Genomic DNA, 25,792 nt, shown 5'->3' with positions numbered 1-25,792 from the left:
AGCTTGGCCCGCGCCGGCTGTTGAGCCCCAATACCTCCCCCGTACAACACTGACCAGGACGGTCCCATGTCGCTGAATCTTGATCCCACAGCCAGTTCCGCTTCCCTTGTGCAGGCCCAGCAGCAGTACTGGGATACCTCCGTGGGCGGTGGTGAAAAGTTTGCAGAGGCACCGCTGCGCAGCGACATGAGCGCGCCGGTCGAGACTTCCAATGACAGTGCCACGGACGGCGCCGTCACCATCAGCGGCACCGACGCGGGCAGCAGCCTGCCCGGCAAGCAGACCCCCGACGGCAAGAACATCCGCAACGCCCAGCTGCACCAGGGTGAGCAGGCCACGGTGACCCGTGAGCAGACCCAGGCCGGGCTTTTTTCCACCAGCATTACCAGCGACCAGGTGGTCTTCACAACCAACACCCAGGGCGACGCGCATGTGCGGGTCAGCCAGCGCGATGACGGCACCCTGGACATCGACGTCAACGGTGAGTCGTACGAAGTGCGCCTGACCGAGCGCCAGGAGCTGACCATCCGCACCGGCGCCGGTAACGACGTCATCGAGGCCGCGCCCAACGTGACCGTGAACATGGTGGTGGACGCCGGTGCCGGCGATGACCACATCGTGACCGGCATGGGTGACGACCGCATTCTCGGCGGTGATGGCAATGACTTCATCCAGACCATCGGCGGGCGCAACGACATCGACGGCGGCAGCGGTGACGACGTGATCCACACCGGCGACGGCGCCGACGTGGTCTATGGCGGACGCGGCAACGACCAGGTCCACGCCGGTGGCGGATTCAACTACATCGACGGCGGCCGCGGTGATGACGTCATCCACGGCGGTGGCGGTCAGAACATCATTTCCGCCGGCGGCGGCAATGACGAAATCAACCTCGTGGGCGGAGACGCCAACACCGTTTACGCTGGCGCGGGTACGAGTACGGTGAACGGGGCCGGGGCGGGGGATACCGTCTACGCCAAGGCCAGCGACCTGATCAACACCGCGGGCATGGCTGCGCCGACTGTGATCAACGTGGAGATCGATCCGGAGCTGGGCCGCAGTATCGAAGTGACGGGTTCGGATACCTTCCGCGAGCGCATGGAGGCAGAGCTTGATTTCCTGCGCGCCTCGCCGGCAGGCCAGCAGATGCTGGCCGAACTGGATGCCGCGGCCGAAAAGGGCAACGTGGTGACCATCCGCGAACTGGCCAATGAGCAGAATGGCTTCGCCCAGACCATGGATCGCCGCAATGCCGAGATCCGCAACGGTGAGGCCGGCAGCGGCTCCGACGTGCTGGTGAGCTACAACCCCTCATTCCACATGGACGCGTTTCCCTCCTCCAACGTGGTCCTGTTCCACGAGCTCTCGCACGCATTCAACGGTGTGACCGGCACGTTCCAGCCGGGCAACTACACCGGTGGTGGACCCGATAACGGCATCTCCAATGCCGAGCGCCAGGCGGTGGGTCTGGAAACCTCCAACGATCCCTTTGATTACGACGGTGATCCGTCCACCCCGCCCACCACCCACAATCCGATCCATCTGACGGAGAACGGAATCCGTCGGGAAATGGGGCTGCCCGATCGCCCCAGCTACAGGCTGTAACCTTCTGCCGGAAGGCAGTGGTTGCTTCTCCAGGGACGGAGAGGGCGGGCAGTCTGTTCAACAGACTGCCCGCTTTTTTTATGCTCCGGTAGATCGTTCCGAACCCCGAGGTGACATCGCATGACATCCAGTTTTTCCACCGCTGCAGCAGCCCGCACAGTGCTTGCCCTGGCGATTGCAGCAGGAGCCAGCACTGCTTGTGCGCAGGGCCAGTCTGCCGGTTACGATCAGGCCAACGAAGCGACGGAGACAGCAGCAATGCCCAGCGCCACCACCACGGTTGAAGGTAACGACGTTCGTCTGGAGGTTGCGTTTGAAGCCGCGGCCGGAGGGCCGCTTCAGGTGCGTTACCGGGTGCACAACACCGGCAGCGCGGACCTGGCGGTGTTCGACCGCGGCAACCGCCATGCAGTGCTGACCAGGCGCCTGCCGGTTGGTGAAGTGGGCGACCCCGTGTTCCATGAGGAAGACGGCGGCCTGACGCTCAGCCACAAGGCCCTGCCGCTGCCGGAGCCCAGCCCCACTCTGCCGCCGGTTCCGCTGGCGGCCCGGCTTGCTGCCGATGGCGTGCTGGAGGGTGACTTCAGCTTCGCACCGCTGGTGGGCGACCAGCCGGACCGGGTCCGCTGGTGCCTCGGGGTTGCCCCGTTTGATGACGAGCTGTTCCGCTCCCCGGAGCAGGGTGCGGGCATCGAGGTCTGGCAGGCATCGTTCACGCTTGCCGGCAGCCAGCAGCTGCTGTGCACGCCGTGGTTTGATACCCGCAGCGGGGCATTTGCGGACTGATCGGCGCTGCCCGGTTTTTCCGCTGCGCCGCAGGGTCCATCGCGGACGGGTGTGACAGAAACGGCGGCCCTGGGGCCGCCGCTTTGTATGGTCAGGCTGTAGCCGGTGCGCTCAGAGCAGCGGCACCATCAGCAGCGCGACGATGTTGATGATCTTGATCAGCGGGTTGATCGCCGGGCCGGCGGTGTCCTTGTAGGGATCGCCCACGGTGTCGCCGGTGACCGCGGCCTTGTGGGCCTCGCTGCCCTTGCCGCCGTGGTTGCCGTCCTCGATGTACTTCTTGGCGTTGTCCCACGCCCCGCCGCCGGCGGTCATCGAGATCGCCACGAACACGCCGGTGACGATCGTGCCGATCAGCAGCCCGCCCAGCGCCTGCGGACCGAGCAGCAGGCCGACCACGATCGGCACCGCCACGGGCAACAGCGACGGGATGATCATTTCCTTGATCGCCGATTTGGTCAGCATGTCCACGGCGCGGCTGTAGTCCGGCTTGGCGGTCCCCTGCATGATTCCGGGGATCTCGCGGAACTGGCGCCGCACCTCTTCCACCACCGAGCCCGCGGCGCGGCCCACGGCCTCCATCGCCATCGCCCCGAACAGATACGGGATCAGGCCGCCGATCAGCAGGCCGATGATCACCATGTGGTTGGACAGGTCGAACGTGGTCTCCACGCCCAGGTGCGTCTCAAGGTTGTGGGTGTAGTCGGAGAACAGCACCAGCGCCGCCAGCGCGGCTGAGCCGATCGCATAGCCCTTGGTGACGGCCTTGGTGGTGTTGCCGACCGCGTCCAGCGGGTCGGTGACCGCGCGCACCTCCGGCGGCATGTCCGCCATCTCGGCGATGCCGCCGGCGTTGTCGGTGATCGGGCCGTAGGCGTCCAGGGCCACGATCATGCCGGTCATCGACAGCATCGCGGTGGCCGCGATCGCAATCCCGTACAGCCCGCCGAGCTCGAAGCACGCCCAGATCGCGATACACACCGCGATGACCGGCAGCGCCGTGGCCTTCATCGAGATCCCGAGGCCGGCGATGATGTTGGTGCCGTGGCCGGTGGTGGAGGCAGCCGCGATGTGCTGCACCGGCTTGTACTGGGTGCCGGTGTAGTACTCGGTCACCCATACGATCGCCCCGGTCAGCACCAGGCCGATGATGGCGCAGGCGAAGATGGCGTTGGCACCGTGGACGTTGTCGGCCATCAGCGCGGTGGTGATCGGGTAGAAGGCCACCGCAGCCAGCACGCCGGACACGATCACGCCCTTGTACAGCGCGCCCATGATCGAGCCGCCCGGCTTCACCTTGACGAACATCGCGCCGATGATCGAAGCGATGATCGAGGCGCCGCCCAGCACCAGCGGGTACAGCACGCCGTTGCTGCCGACCTCGGCCACCATCAGGAAGCCCAGCAGCATGGTCGCGATCACGGTAACCGCGTAGGTTTCGAACAGGTCGGCGGCCATGCCGGCGCAGTCACCAACGTTGTCGCCCACGTTGTCGGCGATCACCGCGGGATTGCGCGGGTCGTCTTCCGGAATGCCGGCCTCGACCTTGCCCACCAGATCCGCGCCCACGTCGGCGCCCTTGGTGAAAATGCCGCCGCCCAGGCGGGCGAAGATGGAGATCAGCGAGGAGCCGAACGCCAGGCCCAGCAGCGCGTGCAACACGTCCTCGGTCGGCATGCCCATGAGGTTGAGCACCGCCCAGTATCCGGCCACGCCAAGCAGGCCCAAGCCGACCACCAGCATGCCGGTGATCGCACCGCCCTTGAAGGCCACCTCCATCGCCGCGCTGATGCCGTTGCGGGCCGCTTCGGCGGTGCGCACGTTGGCGCGTACCGATACGTTCATGCCGATATAGCCGGCCGCGCCGGACAGCACTGCACCCAGCAGGAAGCCGATGGCCGTGGGCCAGTTCAGGAACAGTCCAACCAGCACGAAAAGCACCGCGCCGACAATCGAGATTGTCAGGTATTGCCGGTTCAGATAGGCACGCGCGCCTTCCTGGATCGCCCCGGCGATCTCCTGCATGCGTTCGTTGCCGGCCGGTTGCCGGTTGATCCACTGCGCCGCGATGACGCCATAGAGAATCGCGATGATGGCGCATCCAAGCGCCAGCCAAAGACCATATTGCTCGAGCATGAAACCCCTCCCAGAGTGATGCATCGAAAATGCGCCCGATAATTGGCAGCCTGCCGACTATGGCACAGGGCCTGGGGTGCGCCAATGGCGCAAACACGGGGTTGGCAGGCGCCCACCCTGGCCCAAAGGCGCGGGGTTTTATGAGCACGGGCCGGGACTGCTGATATAAGGAATCCCCGCCGCCAGCCACCTGCTTGCCGATGAAACTCGCCATCCTGTCCCGCAACAGCCGGCTGTATTCCACCCGGCGCCTGATCGAGGCCGCGCGCGTGCGTGGTCACAGCGTGCGGGTGCTGGATCCATTGCGGTGCTATATGCGGATCGCCCGCGAAGGGTTTGCCATGCATTACAAGGGCAAGCCGCTGACCGGCTATGACGCGGTCATCCCCCGCATCGGCACGTCCATTTCCCGCTATGGCAATGCAGTGCTGCACCAGTTTGAGCTGATGGGTTGCCACACGCCCAACCCTTCGGCGGCCATCGTGCGGGCGCGCGACAAGCTGCGCTGTCACCAGCTGCTGGCCGCCGAGGGCATCGACATGCCGGCGACGGTGTTTGGCGACAACCCCGACGACACCAGCGACCTGCTGTCGATGCTGGGTCCGGCGCCGCATGTGATCAAGCTCAACGAAGGCGCCCAGGGGTCAGGTGTGATGCTGACCGAGAAACTGTCTTCCTCACGCAGCGTGGTGGAAGCGCTGCGCGGTCTGCACGCCACTTTCCTGGTGCAGGAGTACGTGGCCGAATCCCAGGGCCGCGACCTGCGGTGCCTGGTGGTGGGCGACCGGGTGGTGGCGGCGATGCAGCGTGAGGCCCCGGAAGGCGACTTCCGCGCCAACCTGCACCGTGGTGGCAGCGGCAGCCGTGCCGAACCCACTGCCGATGAGCTGGAGCTGGCGGTGCGTGCGGCCCAGGTGCTGGGTCTCGGGGTGGCGGGGGTGGACCTGGTCCATTCCGGGCGTGGCCCGCTGGTGCTTGAGGTCAATGCCTCGCCCGGGCTGGAGGGCGTGGAAGCAGTGTCCGGGGTGGACATTGCCGGGGCCATCGTCGATCACGTCCACGCCGGGGTGGGTGAGCGGTCCAGGCGAGCGCGGCGCGTTCGTGTTTAACAGGGCCCTACGCACTACTTAACAGACGTTTAATCGCTACGGGCGTAGGGTGATCACACCGCAGGAATCTCTCTCCTTGATCAGGTTGCGGCAAATGGGGTGGTTGATCTCTTGGCCCGGGCATAGCCCGGGTCTTTTGTGTCTGCTCCCTCAACTTGTGGGCACGCGTTGAGGCCACGCGGCTTTACACGGGGATGTGCCAGAATCCGGAGTCGACTACCGAGATGGATCACCGCCGATGCGCATACTCGTCATAGAGGACAATCAGGATATCGCCGCCAACCTGGGCGATTATCTTGAAGATCGTGGCCACACCGTAGACTTCGCCGCCGATGGCGTGACCGGGCTGCATCTTGCGGTGGTGCACGATTTCGATGCCATCGTGCTGGATCTCAACCTGCCGGGCATGGACGGGCTGGAGGTCTGCCGCAAGCTGCGCACCGAGGCGCGCAAGCAGACCCCGGTGCTCATGCTCACTGCACGCGACAGCCTGGACAACAAGCTGGCCGGGTTTGATTCCGGCGCCGATGACTACCTGATCAAGCCCTTTGCCCTGCAGGAGGTGGAGGTGCGGCTCAACGCGCTGCAGCGCCGCGGCCGCGGGGTGCAGACCCGGGTGCTGGAAGTGGGCGACCTGGAGTACAACCTCGATACGCTGGAAGTGCGCCGCGAAGGCAAGCTGCTGCAGCTCAATCCCACCGCGCTGAAAATCCTGCAGTCGCTGATGGAGGCATCGCCGGCCGTGGTCACCCGCCAGGAGCTGGAAACCCGGGTCTGGGGTGAGGAACTGCCGGATTCGGATTCGCTGCGGGTGCATATCCACGGCCTGCGCGCGATGGTGGACAAGCCGTTCCCCACGCCGATGATCCAGACCAGACACGGCATCGGATACCGGATCGCCCAGCCAGATGGCGGCAGCTGACCTGGAAAGCACGCCTGCGCGCAGGCGCAGGCGGTACCGGCGGCGCCTGCGCAGCCGCATCATCGTGTCCTTCGTCCTGCTCGGCTTCGGGTTGACGGTGCTGTTCGCCTTCCTCGCCCAGGAAGCGCGCAACCGGGTCGAGAACGACCTGGTGGAGGACGTGATGAACCAGAACATCGACGAGTACGCACGCCGGTACTACACCGATCCCAGCCAGAATCCCGACCTGCCGGTGCAGCAGATGGTCGGCCGGGTGGTCAAGAGCGGGCGGTTCGAGGCCCTGAGGGCGGAAGAGCCGGACTGGTACGACCTGCCCAATGGCAACCACACCCTCAGCGGCGTGGACGAGTATGGCGAGCCGTTCGCCTACAAGTTGGCCGTGCGCAAGACCCCGGACGAGTGGTTTTTCCTGGCCTATGACATGACCCAGGCCACGCGCGGTGAAGCCCAGTTCCAGCGCGCCATCCTGGGCGTGGTGCTGGTGGTGGCCCTGATGTCGGTGCTGCTGGGATGGTGGTCGGCGTCCCGGGTGATGAGCCCTGTCTCCGAGCTTGCCAACCGGTTGCGCCAGTCGGGCGGTGACCGGCCCGAAGAGCTCGCGGTGCACTTTCCCGACGACGAAGTGGGGCAGCTGGCTGGTGCCCTGGACGACTACGCCGCCCGGCTCACCGAGGTGGTGCAGCGCGACCGGGAGTTCAACGCCGACGTCAGCCATGAGTTGCGCACGCCGCTGGCGGTGATCCGCGGGGCTGTCGAGCTGCTGCTCTCGCACCCGGAGCTTGATGAGCGGACCCGTACCAGGCTGCTGCGGATCCAGCGCGCAGAGCAGCAATGCACCGACCTCATCAGCGCCCTGTTGCTGCTCTCACGCAGCGAACGTGGCCACGGCAATACCGACGTGGGAAAGGTGGCCGAACAGCTGCTCGACGCGCACCGCGCGCAGGTAGGCAACAAGCCGCTGGAGCTGCGGATGGAAACCGGGGCCGAGCTCGTGGTCGATGCGCCGGAGTCGGCGGTCTCGGTCGCGCTGGGCAACCTGATCGGCAATGCGGTCAAGTACACCAGCGCGGGCGAGGTGATTGTGCGGATCCTGCCCGGCGCGGCCGAAGTGATCGATTCAGGGCCGGGCCTGGGGGGCGAAGAGGCGGCCAAGCTGTTCGAGCGCGGCTACCGTGGTACCCACGCCGAGCATTCGCAGGGCGGCGGAATCGGCCTGTCGATCGTACGGCGGCTGTGCGACCTGTACGGCTGGAACGTGCGGGTGGTGCCGGGTGAGAGCCAGGGCGTGGTGGCCACGCTGTTCTTTTCGCGCCCTGATCCGGAATGATCCGGAAGCGGGGCCGGGCTAGGGCAGGGGTGCGTCCGCCCTTTGTGCATCGGCCTGGCCGCTGGACAGAGTCCAGCCCACCAGGTCGGTGCTGATCGCAGCAAGGGCCTGTTCGAACGCGGTGACCACCTCCGGCACGGCCGTGCCGGGGGAAGGCACGGCTTCAAGGAAGGTGCGCGAAGCCACCACCCGCTGGTCGCGGTTGTAGAGCAGCTTGGCAGCTACTTCGATGGTGGCGCTGGGGGTCGCCTGGCCGGCGTAGTCCGCTTCGAACCGGCGGATGTCCATCACCAGCTTGTAGTCAGGGCGGATGCCCACTTCGCTGCGGGCAACCGCGTCGATCCGGCCGGAATCCTCGAACGCACGCAGCACCGTGGTTTCCAGCAGGTCGGTTGACGGCTGTGCCCAGGAAGCGCCGGCATAGACCTGCAGCTGCGACGGGGCAGGGCGGACCGAGATACGCGGGCTGTCGACCATGCGTGCGGCGGTGGCGCTTCCGATTGACAGCTGCCAGTCCACCTTGGGCCAGGAAGGATCGGCCTGCACGCGCACGTCGGGTGAATAGATTGCACCGCGCTCGCGCGGACCGCTGTCACCGAGCAGGCTGCAGCCGGCAAGCAGCAGGGCCAGACCGCCGATGGCAGCGACGCGGAAGCCGGGGATGTGATGGATGCTCATTCGGGTTCGAACTCCGTGGGCGTGTCGCGGCCCAGCAGATAGCGGACGGGATTGTTGTCGAGACGGTCGCTGATCCGGCGAAGATCACGCACCAGACCGCGCAGTTCGCCCAGGGTCGGGCCGAGCTGGGACAGCCCTTCGTTGGCAAAGCTGTTGATCGCGGCGCGGTTCTCGTTGAGGATCGCGTCGGCGCCGTCGGCGGCCGAGTCGAGCCGGACCATGGTGCCGTCCAGCCGCTCCATCAGCGGCGGTAGCTCCTGCACGAAGTTGCGGTCGAAATCTTTGATCGTGCTGTTGGCAGTGGCCAGGGTCTGTTCGAGCTGATCGCTGGCATCACGTGCGCTGCGCAGCAGGGCGGAGATGTCCTCGCGCCGGTCGCCAAACGCTGCGGTGGCGTTCTCGATGTTGGCCAGGGTACTTTCGATGCTGGCGATGTTTTCCTCGCTGAGCAGGCCGTCGAGCCGTTCGACGAGGCGGTTGGCAGTGTCGGTGATGTTCTGCAGGGCCGAAGGTGCGGTCGGGATGATCGGCACGTCGCGGGTAGTGGTGTCGACCAGACGTGGAGCTTCGGGACTGCCGCCGGTGAGCTGGATGATCGGCGGACCGGTCAGGCTGGTCATCGACAGGCGGGCCTGGGTATCCGACTTGACCGGCGCGCGGGCGTCGATGCGCAACCTGGCCACCACCTGGCGGGGGTCGTCGGGCGACAGCTGCAGGCCCTGCACGGTGCCCACCGCGATGCCGTTGTACTGCACGCTGCTGCCTTCGGACAGGCCGGTGACCGGCTCGTTGAACACCACCGCGTAGGTTTGCCAGCTGCGATCGGAGGCGAACTTGGCAGCCCACAAGGCGAACAGCAGGCCGAAGACCGCCACCGCAATGGTGAAGGCGCCGATCAGGACGTAGTTGGCTCTGGTTTCCATGGTCAGGCTTCCAGCGGTGTGTCGTGTGGGGGGGTGCCGTCGCGCGCGGTGCGTGCAGCGCGTGCGCGCGGACCGTGGAAATATTCCTGCACCCACGGATGGTCGATCTGCTCCGCTTCCTGGATCGGCGCGGTGGCCAATACCTTGCACTCGGCCAGGACGGCGACCCGATCGCAGATGGTGTACAGCGTATCCAGATCATGGGTGATCAGAAACACGGTCAGGCCCAGGGCCTGCTGCAGGGTGCGGATCAGCTGGTCGAACGCCGCCGCGCCGATCGGGTCGAGTCCGGCGGTGGGTTCATCCAGGAACATCAGCGGCGGATCCAGCGCCAGCGCACGTGCCACGCCCGCGCGCTTGCGCATGCCGCCCGACAGCTGCGAGGGCAGCTTGTCGATCGCATCGGCGGGCAGGCCGGCCAGCTTCACCTTGAGCAGCGACAGCTCATAGCGCAGCGAGTCGCCCAGGTCCGGGTAGTACTCCTTGAGGGGCACCTGCACGTTCTCGCCCACGGTCAGCGAGGAGAACAGCGCGCCGTCCTGGAACAGCACGCCGATGTTGCGCTCGATGTGGTGGCGCGCGCGGCGGTCATCGCTGAGCGCATCCTGGCCCAGCACCTGGATGCTGCCGGCATTGGGCCGGCGCAGGCCGATGATGGTGCGCATCAGCACCGACTTGCCGCTGCCCGAGCCGCCGACCACGCCGAGGATCTCGCCCCGGCGCACGTCCAGGTCCAGGTCCTCATGCACCACCTGCTCGCCGAAGCGACTCTCAAGCCCGCGGATGCGGATGATCGGCTCGTCCCTGTCTTCTGAAGCCATCGTCATCACCAGCCCATGTGCATGAACCAGATCGCCGCAAATGCGTCGATCACGATCACCAGCGAGATCGCCTGCACCACGCTGGATGTAGTGCGCTCGCCCACCGACTGGGCGGTGCCGGTGACCCGCAGGCCCTCCAGACAGCCGATGAGCCCGATCAGCAGGGCAAACAGCGGAGCCTTCGACAGGCCGATCACCATGTGCTGCATCTCGAAGGTGTCCTGCATCCGCGCCAGATAGGCCTGCGGCGGCACGTCCAGACTGAATACGCCAACGCTCAGACCGCCGGCCAGGCCCGCGATCATCGCCAGGAAAGTCAGCAGCGGCAGCATCACCAACAGGGCCAGCAGTCGCGGCAGCACCAGCAGATCGATCGGATCCAGGCCCAGGGTGCGGATGGCATCGACTTCCTCGCGGCTGACCATGGCGCCGATCTGGGCAGTGAACGCGCTCGCAGTGCGTCCGGCCAGGATGATTGCGGTCAGTAGCACGCCGAACTCGCGCAGGAAGGCGATGCTGACCAGTTCGACCACGAAGATCTCTGCGCCGAAGTCCGCAAGGATGGTCGCGCCCAGGAAAGCGATCACCGCGCCCACCAGGTAGGAGAGCAGGATCACCAGCGGTGCCGCGTCCAGTCCCACCTGCTCCATGTGGTGCACCGTGGAGGTGAGCCGGAAGCGCGTGGGCTCCTTGACCAGGCGCACCAGCTTGACCAGGTTCTCGCCCAGGAAGCTGACCAGCGAGGTGGCTTCCTTCAGATTGTTGTGGACTGCGTAACCCAGCCTGCCCAGTGCGGCCCCGAAGCCGTATTCGCGCTGGCGTTCCGGCCGGTCGTCCTGCACATCCTCGATGGCGGCGACCAGGGCGTGGTGGTCCTGGTGGAAGTCGATCGCGGAGAAGTCCAGCTCGTGCCTACGTGCGAAACGGATGAGCTGCAGCACGCCCAGGGTATCCAGCCGCTCCACCCCGGTGGCGTCGATGCTCGCCACATGATCCGGCGCCTCGGCCAGCACCTCGCCGATCAGTCCGGTGTGACGCAGGGTCCATCGGCCTTCCAGACGCAGGCGGGCCGGGTCATTGGAATCGCTGTGGGCGGTCGGCGGAGCGGGAGGAAGCGGCATGCAGCTGTCTGGAGTGCCAGGGGCCTGGGGAGGCAATAGAGTACGAGATCGTGTCGCAAGGGAGTGAAATGCGCCTCGCCACGGGGCACCGGTGCGTCGGGCCTGTCCGTCCGGCGGGCCCCATGCCATGCTGTTGTGATGACCCGATTGCCTCCCCTTACCTACAGCTATGCAGCCCGGATCGCCTTCGTGGTGGAACTGGCCGAGCACCTGCACGCCTATGGCACCACCGCGCAGCGGCTTGAGGGCGCGGTGATCGGCGTGGCCCAGCAGCTTGGACTGGATTGCGAGCCCAGGGTGTCGCCCACGGGCATGCTGTTTTCTTTCAGTGATCCCCAATGTCCCCCGGGTGAAAGCGATACCACCCGGGTGCTGCGCATGGGCCTGGGCGAGGTGGATCTCTACAAGCTGAGCGAGGCGGACCGGATCGCCGAAGAAGTCCTGGCGGGCACGCTGGATCTGTCCGAAGGCCATGCGGCCCTGCTTGATCTGGACCGGCGCAGGCCCAGCCGCGGCGGAAAGATCCTGCACGCGTTGGGCTTTGTGCTGATCGCCGCGGGCGTTGCCAGCCTGTGGCGGCTGCCATGGCTGGATATCGCCACCGCCGCGGGCATCGGCCTGCTGGTGGGCCTGCTGGACATGGTGACCCGCAACGGCGACCGCCTGAAGGAGGCGTTCGAGGCGATCGCCGGCATGGTGGCGGCCGCGGCCGCGATCGCGGTGGCCAGCACGGTGGGCCCGCTCAACCTCAACACGGTGATGATCGCCTCCCTGCTGGTGCTGCTGCCCGGTATGGCGCTCACCAATGCGGTGAATGAGCTCACCAGCCAGCACCTGGTGTCAGGCACGGCGCGGTTTTCCGGTGCCATTGCCACCGTACTCAAGCTCACCGTGGGCACCATGATCGCCCTGACCCTGGCCCAGATGATGGGCATCGAGCCCCAGGTGCGTGCCTGGCGCCCCCAGCCCGACTGGGTGGAGTGGGCGGGTCTGGTGGTGGCTGCGGCGGCGTTCGCGGTGCTGTTCCGTGCCCGCCTGCGGGATGTGCCGCTGGTGATGGCGGCCGCGGCAACCGGCTACCTGATCTCCCGCTACGCAGGCCTGGCCTGGGGTGTATCGGTCGGGCTGTTCCTGGCGGCACTGGTGGTGACCGCGGCCGGCAACGGGTACGCGCGCTGGGCCAACCGTCCCGGCGCGATCGTGCGGGTGCCGGGGATCATCATGCTGGTGCCTGGAACGGCCAGCCTGCGCGGATTGATGGACCTGATCCAGCAGCAGAACATGGCTGTGGGCCAGGAGGCCATGATGGCAGTGATGAACATCATTCTCGCCCTGATCGCCGGGCTGCTGTTCGGCAACCTGATATTGCCGGCGCGCAAGAATCTCTGAGCGGGTTTGCCTGAAATGGAAACGCCGGCGGATAGCCGGCGTTTCACAGGCAGGGTGGGGCCCGATCACTTGATCAGGAAATCCTCCACCTGCTTGCCGGTTCCGATTTCCCTCACCATCCAGCGCGGCTGCTTGCCACGACCGGTCCAGGTTTCCTCCGGGTTTTCCGGGTTGCGGTATTTCGGCGGCACCTTGCGGCCCTTGGTGGTGGTTTTGGTCGTCTTGCGGGTCGCGGTCTTCTTCGTTGCCACGACGCCAAACAGGTCTTCGATCGTGTAACCCTCGGCTTCCGCCTGGGTGATGAGCCTGTTGCGAACGGTCGCGATGGGCTTGCGCTTCTTCAGGATGACCTGGCGCCGCTTGGCCCGCGTGATCAGGCTGCCGAGTTCTTTCGGGGTCAGTTCATTGAGGTCGATTGCCATTGAAGCGCTCCTTGTTATTGGAGGATTATGCGGAAGGCGCGAGGGCGCCCGCCGCTGGAACCGCGATGGTAATCGATCGGGTTAATGACTTACAAACCCCGGCGGCGTATTGCACGCCGCACGGACCCGTGGATACCGACGCGCTGTTCAGCCGATGCGTGCCAGCAGGGCCTCGCGGTCCAGGTTTTCGGAGGCTTCGGAGGTCCGGGCGCGGTATTCATAGGTCTGTGCGGCCAGGCCGCGTTCCGATACCACCACCCGATGGGGAATGCCGATCAGCTCCATATCGGCAAACATCGGCCCGGGCCGCAGGCCACGGTCGTCCAGGAGCACATCGATGCCGGCAGCGGCCAGCTCCGCGTAAAGCTCCGCGGCGGCGGTATCCACCTCGGGATTCTTCTTCGGGTTGATGATGCACACCGCCACCCGCCACGGCGCCAGCCGCTCGGGCCAGATGATTCCCGCCTCGTCGTGGTTCTGCTCGACTGCCGCGGCAACAATGCGCGATACGCCGATGCCGTAACAGCCCATCCACGGATGGGCCGAGCTGCCATTCTCGTCCAGCACGGTGAAATCCATCGATTCGCTGTATTTGCGGCCCAGCTGGAAAATGTGGCCCACTTCGATACCGCGGGCGATCTGCAGGACGCCGCCGTCGGCGGCACGGTCGCCCGCAAGCACGCTGCGCACATCGGCCACGATGTCGGGCTCGGGCAGGTCGCGGCCCCAATTGACTCCGGTGAGGTGATAACCGGCCTCGTTGGCGCCCACCACGAAATCCGCCATGGCGGCGACTTCGCGGTCGGCGATCACCCGGATCGCCGCGCGTGGATTGACCGGGCCGATGAAGCCAGGCTCGCTGCCCAGGTGTTCGATGATTTCGTCTTCGGTGGCCATGCGGTAATCGGCCATTCCGGCGGCCTTGGCCAGTTTCACCGGGTTTGCCTCGTGATCGCCGCGGACCAGCACCAGCACGAAACCGTTGTCGGTCATCGTCGCCACCGATTTGACGGTGCGCTGCAGGGGAATATCCAGCAGTTCCGCCACCGCCGCGCAGGTTTTCTGTGACGGGGTTTCCACTTTTCGCATTTCTTCGGCTGCGGCCGGGCGCGGGCCCGGTTCCGCCGCCGTCGCGGTTTCCACGTTGGCCGCGTAATCGGAGCCATCGGAGAAAGCGATGGCGTCCTCGCCCGATTCGGCCATCACATGGAATTCCTGCGAGGAATCCCCGCCAATGGCCCCGGAATCGGCCTGCACGGCGCGGAAGTCCAAGCCCAGGCGGGTAAAGATGCGGGTATAGGCCGCGTGCATATTGGCGTATTCGTCCGCCAGGCCACTGGCATCGATATGGAACGAATACGCATCCTTCATCAGGAATTCGCGCGAACGCATGACCCCGAAGCGCGGCCGGATCTCGTCACGGAACTTGGTCTGGATCTGGTAAAAATTGACCGGCAGATGTTTGTAGCTGGACAGTTCGTTGCGGGCGAAGTCGGTAATCACTTCCTCGTGGGTCGGGCCGACGCAATACCAGGCCTGCTTGCGGTCCTGCAGCTTCAGCAGCTGGCCGCCGAATTCCTCCCAGCGGCCGCTTTCCTCCCACAGCTCGCGCGGCTGCACGGCCGGCATCAGCAGTTCGATTGCGCCGGCGGCATCCATTTCCTCGCGCACCACGGCCTCCACCTTGCGCAGCACGCGCAGGCCGAGCGGCGACCAGGTGTACAGGCCCGCGGCCAGGCGCCGGATCAGACCGGAGCGCAGCATCAGCCGGTGGCTGGCGATCTCGGCGTCGGCGGGGACTTCACGGGTGGTGTGCAGGTGGAATCGCGACAGGCGCATGGATCAGGCTTCGGCAAAGGAGAGCCGGGCATTGTGCCATGTGCCGTGCGGGTGGCCGCGGGCCGCCATGGTCCGTGCCGGCGGGCCGGCTGGGCGGCTGCTGAAACTCAGCTGGCGCTGCTGCAGTAGGCCCGTACCGCGGCCTGGGCCAATTCCAGCTGGCGGCTGCGGTCGTCGTCGCTCAGGGCAACGCGTTCGCCGCTGTCATCCTCCTGGAACACCGGGCCCTCGCTCTGCAGGACCTCGATATTGGCCTGCGCGGCGGTGCACTGGGGATTGACTTCGGGTGCGGCGCTGGCGGGCTGCTCGGTGCGCAGACCGGCGCCGGAATCGGTGATCCGGCGCACCTGGTACTGGGTGCCAGCCGGGGGAGGGCTTTCGGAGTAGTGGGTAACGCCACGGACGTCGGTCCACTGGTAGATGTCGCTGGCACCTGCGGTGGCTGCGGCCAAGAAAAGAACTGCACAGACAATCGCGAGGCGCATGGAGACTCCGGCTGGACTGGGAATGGCAGCGATTGCAGCACTCCCTTGCCGGGGGCGCAAGTCGCCGCATCGGGATGCAAAGAAGGAAAACTGCGGATTCCGCTCCGGGGCCGTAAACTGCGGGCATGGATGATCAGCAAACCCCGGCCGCCCGCACCCGACCCCGCGGCATCTACCTGCTACCGAACCTGTTCACCACAGGGGGGCTGTTCGCAGGATTTTTTGCCATCATCGCCGCCTCCCAGGGAAGGTTTGGTCCGGCTTGCGCGGCCATTTTCGTGGCTGCGATCCTGGACGGGATCGACGGGCGCGTAGCGCGCCTGACCAACACCCAGAGCGAGTTCGGCGTGCAGTACGACTCCCTGGCCGACCTGATCAGTTTCGGCATGGCGCCTGCCCTGGTGATGTATCACTGGGCACTGCTGGAGCTGCGGCTGGATGGCGTCACCCTGGGCCGGGTGGGTTGGCTGGCGGCGTTCCTGTATGCCGCCTGCGCCGCGCTGCGGCTGGCGCGGTTCAACAGCCAGGTGTCGCAGGTGGACAAGCGCTGGTTCGTGGGCCTGGCCAGCCCGGCCGCGGCGGGGCTGATGGCCAGCTTCGTGTGGACCGCGCACTCGCTGGGCATGGGCGGCTATGAAATGCGCTTCGCGGCGATCGCGGTGACCGTGGTTTCCGGATTGTTGATGGTCAGCCGCATCCGTTATTCCAGCTTCAAGGGCAGTGGCAGCGGACCGCGTTCGGACCGGGTGCCGTTCGTGGCGCTGCTGATTGCCGTCGGGCTGCTGATCGCGCTGTGGATCGATCCCCCCAAAACCCTGCTTGCCGCTTCGCTGCTGTACGCCCTGTCCGGGCCGGCGACCTGGCTCTGGCGCCGCTGGAGGCCGGCAGAGGCAGCCGCATGAGCTGGGACGGGTTGCAGCGCGAAACGCTGGAAGCGCTGGGCTATCCGCTGTGGCAGCGGATTGATCCGCAGGCAGTTGAACTGCCGGACGATCCGCTGCTTGACGCACTGCTGCAGGCTGCCGGGCGTGACCGGAATTCGGCCGATGCCGGCGCGCTGTATCGTTCCTGGTCGCCACTGACCCAGCTGCGCGATCCGGCGGCAAAACGTGCCCTTTGGCCGCGGCTGCGGGCGATGCGCGGACAGCCGCCGGCGTGAACGCCCCGGCCGCCGGGCTGCCGGCATCGCGCCCGGCAATGCGGCCGATGCGCGAGGCGGACGTCGAGTCCGTCATGGAGATCGAGCTTCGCGCCTATCCCTTCCCCTGGGCCGCGGGCATCTTCCGCGACTGCCTGCGGGCGGGCTACCAGGCGTGGGTGCTGCACCAAGAGGAGGGACTGTGCGGATACGGGGTGGTGAGCGTGGCGGCGGGCGAGGCGCACCTGCTCAACATCTGCGTGGATCCGCGACTGCAGAGTCACGGGCACGGCCGCCGTCTGCTGCACGCGCTGCTGAAGATCGCCCACCAGCAAGGCGCGGAGCGGATGTACCTGGAGGTCCGGCCTTCGAATGAGCACGCGGTGGCGCTCTATCACGACGAAGGCTTCAACGAGATCGGCCGGCGTCCGCGCTACTACCCGGACCACGAAGGTCGCGAAGACGCGCTGGTGATGGCGCGGGAGCTGTTCGGCGATTGAGGCGCTGCCACCGAGGCTGTCTGCAACAGCCCCGGCAAGCCTTACAGGCGCGCGCGCTGCGCGCTGAGGTTGTCCAACTGGGCAGTCCAGTCAGCCAGGCGCTTGCGCTCCTGCTCGACCACGGCGGCCGGCACTTTGTCACTGAACTTCGCCAGCTTGGCGCTGCTCTTGTCCTTCTCGGCAGAGACCCGGGTGATCTCCTTGTCCAGACGCGCGCGTTCGGCGTCCAGGTCCACCAGGCCTTCCAGCGGCACGAACAGCTTCAGCTCCCCGGCCAGGCCGGTGGCGGAAGGCGGCGGATCGCCTTCGACGGCTTCTATCCCGTCCAGGCGCAGCAGGAAGCGCAGCTGTGAATCAAAGCGCTGCAGTCGGGCGGTGTCGTCGGCGCTGCCGCCCTGCACCAGCAGGGGAACCTTCCGGTTCGGGGAAACGCCGAGCTCGCTGCGGATCCGGCGCAGGGCGGACACCATCTGCTTGAGCCACTCCACGTCCGACTCGGCCTGTGCATAGGCGCCGCTGTCGAAGTCGGTGGCCTGCGGATAGCGCTGCAGGCTGATGGTGTCTGCCTGCATGCCAAGGCGCGGAGCCACATGGCGCCACAGCTCCTCGGTCACGAACGGGATCAGCGGATGCAGCATTCGCAGTAGCGCCTCCAGCACGTGCAGCAGGGTGCGGCGGGTGCTGTCGGCGGCCGCGGTGTCGGTGCCGTTGAGCGCGGGCTTGGCCAGCTCCAGGAACCAGTCGCAGAACTCGTCCCAGGTGAACTCGTACAGCGTCTGCGCGAGCAGGTCGAAACGGTAGCTGGCGAAATGGGCCTCTGCCTCGGCGGCGGTGGCCGCCAGGCGCGCCAGGATCCACTTCTCGGCGTCGGTCACCGGCTCGTAGGCACCGCTGGCATCCACCCCTTCAGTGTTCATCAGCACAAAACGGGTGGCGTTCCACAGCTTGTTGCAGAAATTCTTGTAGCCCTCGGCGCGCCCCAGGTCGAACTTGATGTCGCGGCCCGGGCCGGCCAGCGCGGCCATGGTGAAGCGCAGCGGATCGGCGCCGTGCGCATCGATGCCGTCGGGAAATTCCCTGCGGGTGGCCTTGTCGATCCGTGCCTCCATCTGCGGCTGCATCAGGCCGGTGGTGCGCTTGGCCACCAGCTCGTCCAGACCAATGCCGTCGATGATGTCCAGCGGGTCGAGGATGTTGCCCTTGGACTTGGACATCTTCTGCCCGTCGCGGTCGCGCACCAGGCCGGTGATGTAGACATCGCGGAACGGCACCTGGCCGGTCAGCTGCTCGGTCATCATGATCATCCGGGCTACCCAGAAGAAAATGATGTCAAAGCCGGTCACCAGCACGCTTGAAGGCAGGAAGTCGCCAAAGCCGCGCTCGGCCATGGCGGCCTCGTCCGGCCAGCCCATGGTGCTGAACGGCCACAACGCGGAGGAGAACCAGGTTTCCAGCACGTCGCTGTCCTGACGCAGTGGCACATCGGTGCCCAGACCGGCGCGCGCCCGCGCATCGGCCTCGTCGCGACCTACATAGGCGTTGCCCTGATCGTCGAACCAGGCCGGAATGCGGTGGCCCCACCACAGCTGGCGGCTGATGGTCCAGTCCTGGATGTTGCCCAGCCAGTGGCGATAGGTGTTGATCCAGTTCGGCGGTACGAACTTGACCGCGCCCGGCTTGCCATCAGCGCCTTCAACCAGCTCCAGGCCGCGCTTGCCCATCCCGTCCATGCGCACGAACCACTGGTCGGTCAGGTACGGCTCGATCACCTGGCCGCTGCGGTCGCCGCGGGGCACCTGCAGCTTGTGGGGTTTGGTTTCAACCAGCAGGCCCTCGGCCTCCAGGTCCGCCAGCACCGCCTTGCGGGCGTCGAAACGGTCCAGGCCGCGGTACTGCTCCGGCGCTTCGTCGTTGATGCAGGCGGTGGCGGTGAAGATGTTGATCAGCGGCAGGTTGTGGCGCTGGCCCACCGCGTTGTCGTTGAAATCGTGCGCGGGAGTGACCTTGACCACGCCGGTGCCGAAGTCGCGGTCGACGTAGTCGTCGGCGATCACCGGGATCTCGCGCCCGGTGAGCGGCAGCGTCACTGCCTTGCCAATCAGGCCGGCATAGCGCGCGTCTTCCGGATGCACCATCACCGCGCTGTCGCCGAGCATGGTTTCCGGCCGGGTGGTGGCCACTACCAGGTAGTCGCGGGTCTCGCGCAGCTCGTTGCCGTCGGCGTCCTGTTCGATGTGTTCGTAGGTGGCGTCGCCGGCCAGCGGATAGCGGATCGACCACAGATGGCCGTTCTCTTCCTCGCTGACCACTTCCAGGTCGGACACCGCGGTCTGCAGCACCGGATCCCAGTTGACCAGGCGCTTGCCGCGGTAGATCAGCCCCTGCTCGTGCAAGCGCACGAAGGCTTCCACCACGGCAGCCGAGGGGCCGTCATCCATGGTGAAGACCTTGCGCGACCAGTCCCCGGACACGCCCATGCGGCGCATCTGGCGCTCGATGGTGTCGCCGGACTGCTGCTTCCACTCCCAGACCTTGGCGATAAAGCCGTCGCGGCCCAGCGAGTCGCGGGTCTCGCCATTGCCTTCGGCAGCCAGGTTGCGGGTCACCACCATCTCGGTGGCGATGCCGGCGTGGTCGCTGCCCATCTGCCACAGGGTGCGGTAGCCGCGCATGCGGTGGTAGCGCACCAGCGCATCCTGCAGGGTGTGCTGGAACGCGTGGCCCATGTGCAGGGTGCCGGTGACGTTGGGCGGCGGCAGCAGGATGGTGTAGGCGGGGCCGTCACCGCGCGGCGCGAACGCGCCCGATGACTCCCACTCGGCGTACAGGCGGGATTCGAAGCTGCCGGGGTTGTAACTGGGGGCCAGGGACATGGTCTGCTGCTCTCACATATCGTGCTTGGTTACCTGCAGCCCGCGGGCCCGGTATTGCTTCCAGCGCTCGCGCAGGGGATCGCGCGCCGCAGGGTCGGCGGGTACCACTTCCAGCACCCGCTCAAAGCCGCCTTCCACCGCCGCATCGCGCAGGTTGATCACCAGCGGGCGCATTGGCGCGTCGTACTCCGGGCCGGCGATCAGCACCGGCGTTTCGCCGTCTTCATCCGGGTCAAGCCCGGCGATCTGGTGCGGGATGAAGGCGTCGTCGCCCATGTCCCACAGCAGGTCGTCCAGCAGCTCGGCCTGGGTGCGGTCGCGCGCCAGCACCAGGGTGGGCAGGTTGGCGGCGTGCGCCTTGCGCACCAGCTCACACACCAGGCGCAGCGGTTCGTCGCGGAACCGCGGCTTGGCGATCAGGTAGAAGTCGGCGCGCACTGCCAGGCCTCAGACGCGGTCCAGCAGCCACTGGCTGAGCAGGCCCACCGGGCGTCCGGAAGCCATGCCCATCTTGCCGTCGCCGCTGGCGCTGCCGGCGATGTCGATGTGCGCCCAGCGCTGGCCCTCGGTGAAGCGCGAGAGGAAGCAGCCTGCGGTGATCGCGCCCGCCCAGCGTCCGCCGATGTTGTAGATGTCGGCGAAGTTGGAATCGAGCATCGACTGGTATTCATCCCACAGCGGCAGGCGCCATGCGCGGTCGAACACGGTCTCGCCGGCGGCCAGCAGCTCGTTGGCCAGGTCGTCGTGCTTGCTCATCAGGCCCGAAGCCTGGCGGCCAAGCGCGACCATGCAGGCACCGGTGAGGGTGGCCACGTCCACCAGCGCCTCGGGCTCGAAGCGCTCGGCATAGGTGAGCGCATCGCACAGGATCAGGCGGCCTTCGGCGTCGGTGTTGCCCACTTCAATCGTCTTGCCGGACATGCTGGTGATGACGTCGGACGGGCGGTAGCTGTCGCCGTCGATGGCGTTCTCCACCGCCGGTACCACCACGCGCAGGTTGATCGGCAGTTCCAGGCCCACCGCGGACACGAACGTGCCCAGCACCGTGGCGGCGCCGCACATGTCGTACTTCATCTCCTCGATGCCGCCCTGGGTCTTGAGGTTGATCCCGCCGGTATCAAAGGTGATGCCCTTGCCGACCAGCACGTAGGGCTTGGCATCGCCACCGTTGTTCCACTCCAGCACGATCAGCCGCGGGCGGTTGGCCGAGCCGCGCGCCACCGACAGCAGCGAGCCCATGCCGAGCTCTTCCATCTGTTCTTCTTCGAGCACCGTGCAGCCGGCTTTTTCAAAGCGGCTGGCAAAATCGCGGGCCTGGTCGGCCAGGTAGGCCGGGTTGCAGATGTTCGGCGGCAGGTTGCCCAGCTCGCGGGCGAACTTCACGCCTGCGGCGATCGCCCTGCCCTGGGCCAGGGCCTGGGCATCGTCGCCGGCCACGGCCACCGAGGTCAGGCCGGTGTGCTCGCGCTTCTTGTTCTTCTCGCCCAGGGTGGCGGTATAGCGGTAGGTCGCGTGGTCGGTGGTGATCACCGCCTGGCGGATGTTCCAGGCCGCGTCGCGGTCCTTCACCAGCACCTCGGTCAGGGTCAGCAGCGCGGAATCCGTGGCTCCGGTCTTGAGCGTACGCGCCGCGGTGGCCACCGCCTGCTGGTAGCGCGCGGCGTCAAACCGGTCGCGCTCGCCCAGGCCAACCACCAGCACCCGTGGCGCGGTGATACCTTCCAGTTCGTGCAGCAGCACGGCGCTGCCGGGCTTGCCGGGCAGGTCGCCACGCGCGACAAGGCGCGACAGACGGCCACCGCTGGCCTCGTCCAGCACCGCAGCGGCGGGGGTCAGGGCCTTGTCGGCGAAGAGGCCCACCACAACGCAGCCGGTGTCGGCGGTCGCGGCGGGAGCATGATTCAGGGTGAATTCCAGGGTCATCAACGAGATTCCGTGTCCAGTTCCTTACAATCGGACAATCCACGCCCGGATCCGGCTCTGCGGATCGGCCAGCCTGCGCCTTCGCGGGCGGCGTGAAAGCATGCTGTAAAGAACAAAAGTGAATCCCCAAGTCTAAAGCAAGCACCCTTTTGATGCCCAAACTCGACAGCTATCTGTTCCGCGAATTCGCCCAGGCCACCTTTGCCGTGATGGTCGTGCTGATGGTGGTCAGCCTTGGCGGCGTGTTCGCCGACGTGCTGGGCAATATCGCCCGCGGCCGGGTGCCGGCGGGGATGATGCTGTCCCAGCTCGGCCTGCAGGTGCTCAACTACCTGCCGCTGATCCTGCCGCTGGGCCTGCTGCTGGGCCTGCTGCTGTCGGTGGGCCGGCTGTACCGGGATTCGGAGATGCCGGTGCTCACCGCCACCGGCGTGGGGCCGCGGCGGCTGCTGCGGCCGGTGCTGATGCTGATCGTGCCGATGGTACTGCTGGTGGCGGTGTGCTCGATATGGCTGGGGCCCTGGGCGCGCGACTATTCCGCGCGCATGGTGGAAGCCGGCAGCCGCAGCATGATGGTGGCCGGGCTGGAGGCGGGCCGGTTCGTGGAGATTCCAGGCGGTGGCGGGGTGGTCTACGTGGGCGGCATGTCGGGGGATGGCACCCAGATGACGCGGGTGTTCGTCTACCAGCAGGAAGGTGCGCGCATGGACGTGACCACCTCGACGACCGGGCGGCTGAACGTGGAGCCCGACGGCGAGCGCTACCTGGTCCTTGATGATGGTTTCCGCGTGGAAGGGCCGCAGGAAGACGGGCTGGATTTCCGCCTGATGCGGTTTGCCAGCAATGAGCTGCGCCTGCCCCCGGCTGACCACAGCCGGGACGAGGAAGACCCGGAGCTGATGCCCACCCTGGCGCTGCTGGGCGATGAGCGCCCGGAGGCGCGGGCCGAGTTGCACTTCCGCCTGGCGCCGCCGCTGCTGGCGCTGGGTTTCGGGCTGCTGGCAGTGCCGCTGGCGCGCAGCCCGCCCCGGCAATCGCGCTACGGCCGCACCATGCTTGCTTTCCTCGGGTACTTCGTCAGCGTCAACCTGATGATCCTGGGCCAGGACTGGCTGGCCGAAGGCACCATTCCGCTGGGATTGGGGCTGTGGTGGCTGGTGCTGCCGGTCCTGGCGCTCGGGCTATGGATGTATTTTGACGACGGCCGCTTGCGCCGCGCTCCGTGGAGGCGACGGGCATGAAGATGTTGCCAAAAATCCACGACCTGTACGTGGCGCGCGTGGTATTGACCAGCGTGCTGTTGACCTGGGCGGTGCTCACCGGGCTGGACCTGATGATCAGCGGCCTGCTGGCGGAGATCGATGATATCGGCGAGGGCGATTACGGCTTCGTCCCGGCGCTCACCTATGTCATCTACACCCTCCCGCGCCGGGCCTACATGATGTTCCCGACCGGGGCGGTGATCGGCACGCTGATGGGGCTGGGCGTGCTGGCCGCCAGCTCGGAGCTGACCGCGCTGCGGGCGGTGGGGCTGTCGCGCAAGAGGCTGAGCGCGTCGGTGGCAGTGCCGCTGCTGCTGATCACCGTGGTCATGATCCTCAACGCCGAAACCCTGGCGCCGTGGGCCCAGCGCAGCGCGGACAACATGAAGGCTGCGGCCAAATCCAGCGACCTGATCGTGGCCCGCTATTCGGGCCTGTGGGCGCGCGAGGGCGATACCTTCCTCAACGCCCAGGGCGGCGAAGAGCGGCGCGAGGGCGATCGGCAATGGCTGGAACTGAGCGACGTGCGCCTGTTCGAATTCGACGAAGAGGGCCGCCTGGCGTCGGTGGCCAGGGCGGCCAGCGCCGCGCATGACGGTGATGGCTGGCTGCTGCAGGGGGTGCGCCGGGTGTGGTTCGAGGAGCGCTCGGTCTCCGAGACCGAGGTGATGGAGGAGCGCTGGACCTCGCAGCTGGATGCGGCCGCGTTGGCCACCGCCGGCAACCTGTGGCGGCCCCGTTACCAGACCACGTCGGACCTGCGCCGGGGCATCGATTACCGCCAGCGCAACGGACTGGATGCCAGCGAGTACGAGGAGCATTACTGGGGCCGCTGGTTCTATCCGCTCAACGTGCTGGCGCTGTGCCTGGCGGCGATCCCGTTCGCCTTCGGCAGCCTGCGCAGCGGCGGGCAGGGCCGCAGGTTGTTCATCGGGGTGGTGTTCGGACTCGGGTTCTGGCTGCTGCAGAACCAGTTCGTGCGCCTGGCGGGCGTGTACCAGTTCGACTTCCGCATCGCCTACCTGTTGCCACCGGTGCTGATGCTGACGATCTCGTTCCTGCTGTTCCGGCGCCGCAGCGGCTGACGTGCCGCGCTGGCCCGCCCGGGTGGCGGTTCAGTCGATACCGAGCTTCTTGAGCTTGTAGCGCAGGGCGCGGAAGGTGATGCCCAGCGCGGCGGCGGTCCTGGTCTTGTTGTAGCGGTTTTCCTGCAGCGCCTGCTGGATGGCGGCGCGCTCGATTTCCTCGATGTACGAAGGCAGGGCGCTGGAGGCGGTGTCATAGGGGCTGAGGCGGGAGGGGTCCACGCCCTGCCCGGCGGCGGGCGACTGCGGGGGGCGCGGCTCGTGCCGGGGCAGCTGCAGGTCCTCGACCTCGATGGCGTCGCCGTCGGCCAGGGCCATGGCGCGCTCGAGGATGTTCTCCAGCTCGCGTACGTTGCCGGGGAAGCCGTATTCCTCCAGCGCAGCGGATGCCTGGGGCGAGAGCTGGGGCACGCTGCGGTTCATGGCCGGGGCCAGGCGCTGCAGGATGGCCGTGGACAGCAGCGGCAGGTCGCCGGTGCGCTCGCGCAGCGGCGGCACGTGCAGGCCGATCACGTTGATGCGGTAGTACAGGTCGTGGCGGAAGCTGCCGTCCTCGACCAGCGCAGCCAGGTCCTTGTGGGTGGCCGAGAGGATGCGCACATCCACGTCCACCTCGGTCTGCGCGCCGACCGGCCGCACCTTTTTTTCCTGGATCGCACGCAGCAGCTTGACCTGCATCGACAGCGGCAGCTCGGCCACTTCGTCCAGGAACAGGGTGCCGTCATCGGCGCTCTGGAACAGTCCGGGTTTGTCGGCATGGGCGCCGGTGAAGCTGCCCTTCCTGTGGCCGAAGAACTCGCTTTCCATCAGTTCGTTGGGAATCGCGCCGCAGTTGACCGGCACGAAGGGGCCGGCTGAGCGCGCGCCCTGGGCATGGATGGTGCGCGCCACCAGCTCCTTGCCGGTGCCGGATTCGCCGCTGATGTGCACCGGTGCCTGGCTGCGCGCGACTTTGGAAATGGTCCGGCGCAGGGTGATCATCGCTTCGGATTCGCCAAACAGGCGATTGGCCTCTTCCGGCTGCTGCTGGCTGTTCTGCGACAGGTCCAGCGCCTGGCGCACCAGGCCGCGGAGCATGTGTACGTCCACCGGCTTGCTGACAAAGTCGAACGCGCCGGCCTTGAGTGCCTCCACGGCGGCTTCGACGTTGCCGTAGGCCGTGATCATTGCAACCGGCGTGTCGGGGAAATGGGTGGCGATCTCGGTCACCAGCTCCAGCCCCGAGCCGTCCGGCAGGCGCATGTCGGTCAGGCACAGGTCGTACGTATTGGCGCTGAGCAGCTGCCGGGCGGCGGTGAGGTTGGCAGCGGTATCGGTGCGCAGACCCATGCGTCCCAGGGTCAGGACCAGCAGCTCGCGGATGTCATGCTCGTCATCGACGATCAGAACGCTGCTGTTTTCACTCATGGACGGGCCTGGCAGTGCGGATTCGGCATCCATTGTGCCTT

22 protein-coding genes and 2 pseudogenes are annotated in these 25,792 nt (G+C 66.8%); 11 read left to right on the top strand and 13 right to left on the bottom strand.

Going from position 1 to position 25,792, the window contains the following annotated elements; genetic code table 11:
• The first annotated feature begins 66 nt into the window (after positions 1 to 66).
• Both ACW7G3_RS10905 and ACW7G3_RS10900 read left to right on the top strand, forming a co-directional pair.
• Positions 67 to 1,605 (top strand): M91 family zinc metallopeptidase, encoded by a 1,539-nt coding sequence (locus ACW7G3_RS10905; protein WP_456982766.1) that lies wholly within the window; start codon positions 67 to 69, stop codon positions 1,603 to 1,605.
• A 258-nt stretch (positions 1,606 to 1,863) separates the two neighbouring features.
• Positions 1,864 to 2,391 carry a hypothetical protein gene (locus ACW7G3_RS10900; RefSeq protein WP_456982765.1) on the top strand — a complete coding sequence of 176 codons (528 nt, stop codon included), beginning with the start codon at positions 1,864 to 1,866 and terminating at the stop codon, positions 2,389 to 2,391.
• Between the two features lie 111 nt (positions 2,392 to 2,502).
• Here the strand turns inward: ACW7G3_RS10900 and ACW7G3_RS10895 are convergent, their stop codons facing one another.
• Positions 2,503 to 4,527, bottom strand: a complete 2,025-nt coding sequence (locus tag ACW7G3_RS10895; RefSeq protein WP_456982764.1) for a sodium-translocating pyrophosphatase — start codon at positions 4,525 to 4,527, stop codon at positions 2,503 to 2,505.
• A 200-nt stretch (positions 4,528 to 4,727) separates the two neighbouring features.
• Here ACW7G3_RS10895 and rimK point away from each other — a divergent pair, with 200 nt between their 5' ends.
• From rimK to ACW7G3_RS10880, 3 genes are all read left to right on the top strand, one after another.
• Entirely contained in the window at positions 4,728 to 5,636 is a 909-nt protein-coding gene (gene rimK / locus ACW7G3_RS10890; RefSeq protein ID WP_456982763.1) for a 30S ribosomal protein S6--L-glutamate ligase, read from the top strand.
• A 238-nt stretch (positions 5,637 to 5,874) separates the two neighbouring features.
• Positions 5,875 to 6,558, top strand: coding sequence for a response regulator transcription factor (locus tag ACW7G3_RS10885; protein ID WP_456973205.1), 684 nt, complete (start codon positions 5,875 to 5,877; stop codon positions 6,556 to 6,558).
• Entirely contained in the window at positions 6,545 to 7,885 is a 1,341-nt protein-coding gene (locus ACW7G3_RS10880) for a histidine kinase dimerization/phospho-acceptor domain-containing protein (RefSeq protein ID WP_456982762.1), read from the top strand. The genes ACW7G3_RS10885 and ACW7G3_RS10880 overlap by 14 nt, the downstream gene beginning before the upstream one ends.
• A gap of 18 nt (positions 7,886 to 7,903) precedes the next feature.
• Here the strand turns inward: ACW7G3_RS10880 and ACW7G3_RS10875 are convergent, their stop codons facing one another.
• The 4 genes from ACW7G3_RS10875 to ACW7G3_RS10860 are packed head-to-tail and all read right to left on the bottom strand — an operon-like array spanning position 7,904 to position 11,428.
• The gene (locus tag ACW7G3_RS10875; protein WP_456982761.1) at positions 7,904 to 8,563 is read right to left on the bottom strand and encodes an ABC-type transport auxiliary lipoprotein family protein; all 660 of its coding nucleotides are present in this window, start codon (positions 8,561 to 8,563) and stop codon (positions 7,904 to 7,906) included.
• Complete coding sequence (locus ACW7G3_RS10870; protein WP_456982760.1) at positions 8,560 to 9,486, bottom strand: MlaD family protein; 927 nt, start codon at positions 9,484 to 9,486, stop codon at positions 8,560 to 8,562. Before ACW7G3_RS10870 ends, ACW7G3_RS10875 begins: the two co-directional genes overlap by 4 nt.
• 2 nt (positions 9,487 to 9,488) lie before the next feature.
• Positions 9,489 to 10,307 carry an ABC transporter ATP-binding protein gene (locus tag ACW7G3_RS10865; protein ID WP_456982759.1) on the bottom strand — a complete coding sequence of 273 codons (819 nt, stop codon included), beginning with the start codon at positions 10,305 to 10,307 and terminating at the stop codon, positions 9,489 to 9,491.
• 5 nt (positions 10,308 to 10,312) lie between these two features.
• Positions 10,313 to 11,428, bottom strand: coding sequence for an MlaE family ABC transporter permease (locus ACW7G3_RS10860; protein ID WP_456982758.1), 1,116 nt, complete (start codon positions 11,426 to 11,428; stop codon positions 10,313 to 10,315).
• A gap of 138 nt (positions 11,429 to 11,566) precedes the next feature.
• On the opposite strand from ACW7G3_RS10860, the gene ACW7G3_RS10855 reads away from it, so the two are divergent.
• On the top strand, positions 11,567 to 12,817 hold the full coding sequence (locus tag ACW7G3_RS10855; RefSeq protein ID WP_456982757.1) for a threonine/serine ThrE exporter family protein: 1,251 nt from the start codon (positions 11,567 to 11,569) through the stop codon (positions 12,815 to 12,817).
• Between the two features lie 65 nt (positions 12,818 to 12,882).
• Here the strand turns inward: ACW7G3_RS10855 and ACW7G3_RS10850 are convergent, their stop codons facing one another.
• From ACW7G3_RS10850 to ACW7G3_RS10840, 3 genes are all read right to left on the bottom strand, one after another.
• Complete coding sequence (locus tag ACW7G3_RS10850; protein WP_456973219.1) at positions 12,883 to 13,239, bottom strand: H-NS histone family protein; 357 nt, start codon at positions 13,237 to 13,239, stop codon at positions 12,883 to 12,885.
• A gap of 147 nt (positions 13,240 to 13,386) precedes the next feature.
• Positions 13,387 to 15,078 carry a proline--tRNA ligase gene (locus ACW7G3_RS10845; protein ID WP_456982756.1) on the bottom strand — a complete coding sequence of 564 codons (1,692 nt, stop codon included), beginning with the start codon at positions 15,076 to 15,078 and terminating at the stop codon, positions 13,387 to 13,389.
• A gap of 107 nt (positions 15,079 to 15,185) precedes the next feature.
• Positions 15,186 to 15,563: a DUF4124 domain-containing protein gene (locus ACW7G3_RS10840; RefSeq protein ID WP_456982755.1), complete on the bottom strand. Its 378-nt coding sequence runs from the start codon at positions 15,561 to 15,563 to the stop codon at positions 15,186 to 15,188.
• A gap of 125 nt (positions 15,564 to 15,688) precedes the next feature.
• Here ACW7G3_RS10840 and pssA point away from each other — a divergent pair, with 125 nt between their 5' ends.
• Genes pssA through rimI form a run of 3 tightly spaced genes read left to right on the top strand, consistent with a single transcriptional unit; the run spans position 15,689 to position 17,201 of the window.
• Positions 15,689 to 16,465: a CDP-diacylglycerol--serine O-phosphatidyltransferase gene (gene pssA / locus ACW7G3_RS10835; RefSeq protein WP_456982754.1), complete on the top strand. Its 777-nt coding sequence runs from the start codon at positions 15,689 to 15,691 to the stop codon at positions 16,463 to 16,465.
• The gene (locus ACW7G3_RS10830) at positions 16,462 to 16,722 is read left to right on the top strand and encodes a hypothetical protein (RefSeq protein ID WP_456973227.1); all 261 of its coding nucleotides are present in this window, start codon (positions 16,462 to 16,464) and stop codon (positions 16,720 to 16,722) included. Before pssA ends, ACW7G3_RS10830 begins: the two co-directional genes overlap by 4 nt.
• 38 nt (positions 16,723 to 16,760) lie before the next feature.
• Complete coding sequence (gene rimI / locus ACW7G3_RS10825; protein ID WP_456973334.1) at positions 16,761 to 17,201, top strand: ribosomal protein S18-alanine N-acetyltransferase; 441 nt, start codon at positions 16,761 to 16,763, stop codon at positions 17,199 to 17,201.
• A gap of 41 nt (positions 17,202 to 17,242) precedes the next feature.
• Here rimI and ACW7G3_RS10820 read toward each other — a convergent pair whose 3' ends face one another.
• From ACW7G3_RS10820 to ACW7G3_RS10810, 3 genes are read right to left on the bottom strand one after another with little or no spacing between them, the layout of a single operon-like run.
• The gene (locus tag ACW7G3_RS10820) at positions 17,243 to 20,074 is read right to left on the bottom strand and encodes a valine--tRNA ligase (protein ID WP_456982753.1); all 2,832 of its coding nucleotides are present in this window, start codon (positions 20,072 to 20,074) and stop codon (positions 17,243 to 17,245) included.
• Between the two features lie 12 nt (positions 20,075 to 20,086).
• Positions 20,087 to 20,512: a DNA polymerase III subunit chi gene (locus tag ACW7G3_RS10815; RefSeq protein ID WP_456982752.1), complete on the bottom strand. Its 426-nt coding sequence runs from the start codon at positions 20,510 to 20,512 to the stop codon at positions 20,087 to 20,089.
• 9 nt (positions 20,513 to 20,521) lie between these two features.
• Positions 20,522 to 21,997: a leucyl aminopeptidase gene (locus ACW7G3_RS10810; protein WP_456973233.1), complete on the bottom strand. Its 1,476-nt coding sequence runs from the start codon at positions 21,995 to 21,997 to the stop codon at positions 20,522 to 20,524.
• A 152-nt stretch (positions 21,998 to 22,149) separates the two neighbouring features.
• Between ACW7G3_RS10810 and lptF the strand changes: the two genes are divergently transcribed.
• Both lptF and lptG read left to right on the top strand, forming a co-directional pair.
• Positions 22,150 to 23,238 (top strand): LPS export ABC transporter permease LptF, encoded by a 1,089-nt coding sequence (lptF, locus tag ACW7G3_RS10805; RefSeq protein ID WP_456982751.1) that lies wholly within the window; start codon positions 22,150 to 22,152, stop codon positions 23,236 to 23,238.
• Complete coding sequence (gene lptG, locus ACW7G3_RS10800) at positions 23,235 to 24,344, top strand: LPS export ABC transporter permease LptG (protein ID WP_456973237.1); 1,110 nt, start codon at positions 23,235 to 23,237, stop codon at positions 24,342 to 24,344. Before lptF ends, lptG begins: the two co-directional genes overlap by 4 nt.
• Positions 24,345 to 24,374: 30 nt before the next feature.
• On the opposite strand, the pseudogene ACW7G3_RS10795 reads toward lptG, so the two are convergent.
• Both ACW7G3_RS10795 and ACW7G3_RS10790 read right to left on the bottom strand, forming a co-directional pair.
• Positions 24,375 to 24,539: pseudogene (locus tag ACW7G3_RS10795) on the bottom strand (helix-turn-helix domain-containing protein); the annotation flags it as partial.
• Positions 24,540 to 24,604: 65 nt separating this feature from the next.
• Positions 24,605 to 25,751, bottom strand: a pseudogene (locus tag ACW7G3_RS10790) (sigma-54-dependent transcriptional regulator); the annotation flags it as partial.
• Positions 25,752 to 25,792 lie beyond the last annotated feature (41 nt).

It is taken from the genome of Luteimonas sp. A478 (assembly GCF_054052025.1).
The sequence above is the reverse complement of the archived record's forward strand: the minus strand, read 5'-3'. Positions and strand labels throughout refer to the sequence as shown.

Bases quoted from the DNA above. Each gene is read 5' to 3' on its own strand.
- ACW7G3_RS10905 (WP_456982766.1), top strand. From the start codon at position 67: ATGTCGCTGAATCTTGATCCCACAGCCAGTTCCGCTTCCCTTGTGCAG.
- ACW7G3_RS10900 (WP_456982765.1), top strand. From the start codon at position 1,864: ATGCCCAGCGCCACCACCACGGTTGAAGGTAACGACGTTCGTCTGGAG.
- ACW7G3_RS10895 (WP_456982764.1), bottom strand. From the start codon at position 4,527: ATGCTCGAGCAATATGGTCTTTGGCTGGCGCTTGGATGCGCCATCATC.
- rimK (WP_456982763.1), top strand. From the start codon at position 4,728: ATGAAACTCGCCATCCTGTCCCGCAACAGCCGGCTGTATTCCACCCGG.
- ACW7G3_RS10885 (WP_456973205.1), top strand. From the start codon at position 5,875: ATGCGCATACTCGTCATAGAGGACAATCAGGATATCGCCGCCAACCTG.
- ACW7G3_RS10880 (WP_456982762.1), top strand. From the start codon at position 6,545: ATGGCGGCAGCTGACCTGGAAAGCACGCCTGCGCGCAGGCGCAGGCGG.
- ACW7G3_RS10875 (WP_456982761.1), bottom strand. From the start codon at position 8,563: ATGAGCATCCATCACATCCCCGGCTTCCGCGTCGCTGCCATCGGCGGT.
- ACW7G3_RS10870 (WP_456982760.1), bottom strand. From the start codon at position 9,486: ATGGAAACCAGAGCCAACTACGTCCTGATCGGCGCCTTCACCATTGCG.
- ACW7G3_RS10865 (WP_456982759.1), bottom strand. From the start codon at position 10,307: ATGGCTTCAGAAGACAGGGACGAGCCGATCATCCGCATCCGCGGGCTT.
- ACW7G3_RS10860 (WP_456982758.1), bottom strand. From the start codon at position 11,428: ATGCCGCTTCCTCCCGCTCCGCCGACCGCCCACAGCGATTCCAATGAC.
- ACW7G3_RS10855 (WP_456982757.1), top strand. From the start codon at position 11,567: ATGACCCGATTGCCTCCCCTTACCTACAGCTATGCAGCCCGGATCGCC.
- ACW7G3_RS10850 (WP_456973219.1), bottom strand. From the start codon at position 13,239: ATGGCAATCGACCTCAATGAACTGACCCCGAAAGAACTCGGCAGCCTG.
- ACW7G3_RS10845 (WP_456982756.1), bottom strand. From the start codon at position 15,078: ATGCGCCTGTCGCGATTCCACCTGCACACCACCCGTGAAGTCCCCGCC.
- ACW7G3_RS10840 (WP_456982755.1), bottom strand. From the start codon at position 15,563: ATGCGCCTCGCGATTGTCTGTGCAGTTCTTTTCTTGGCCGCAGCCACC.
- pssA (WP_456982754.1), top strand. From the start codon at position 15,689: ATGGATGATCAGCAAACCCCGGCCGCCCGCACCCGACCCCGCGGCATC.
- ACW7G3_RS10830 (WP_456973227.1), top strand. From the start codon at position 16,462: ATGAGCTGGGACGGGTTGCAGCGCGAAACGCTGGAAGCGCTGGGCTAT.
- rimI (WP_456973334.1), top strand. From the start codon at position 16,761: ATGCGGCCGATGCGCGAGGCGGACGTCGAGTCCGTCATGGAGATCGAG.
- ACW7G3_RS10820 (WP_456982753.1), bottom strand. From the start codon at position 20,074: ATGTCCCTGGCCCCCAGTTACAACCCCGGCAGCTTCGAATCCCGCCTG.
- ACW7G3_RS10810 (WP_456973233.1), bottom strand. From the start codon at position 21,997: ATGACCCTGGAATTCACCCTGAATCATGCTCCCGCCGCGACCGCCGAC.
- lptF (WP_456982751.1), top strand. From the start codon at position 22,150: ATGCCCAAACTCGACAGCTATCTGTTCCGCGAATTCGCCCAGGCCACC.
- lptG (WP_456973237.1), top strand. From the start codon at position 23,235: ATGAAGATGTTGCCAAAAATCCACGACCTGTACGTGGCGCGCGTGGTA.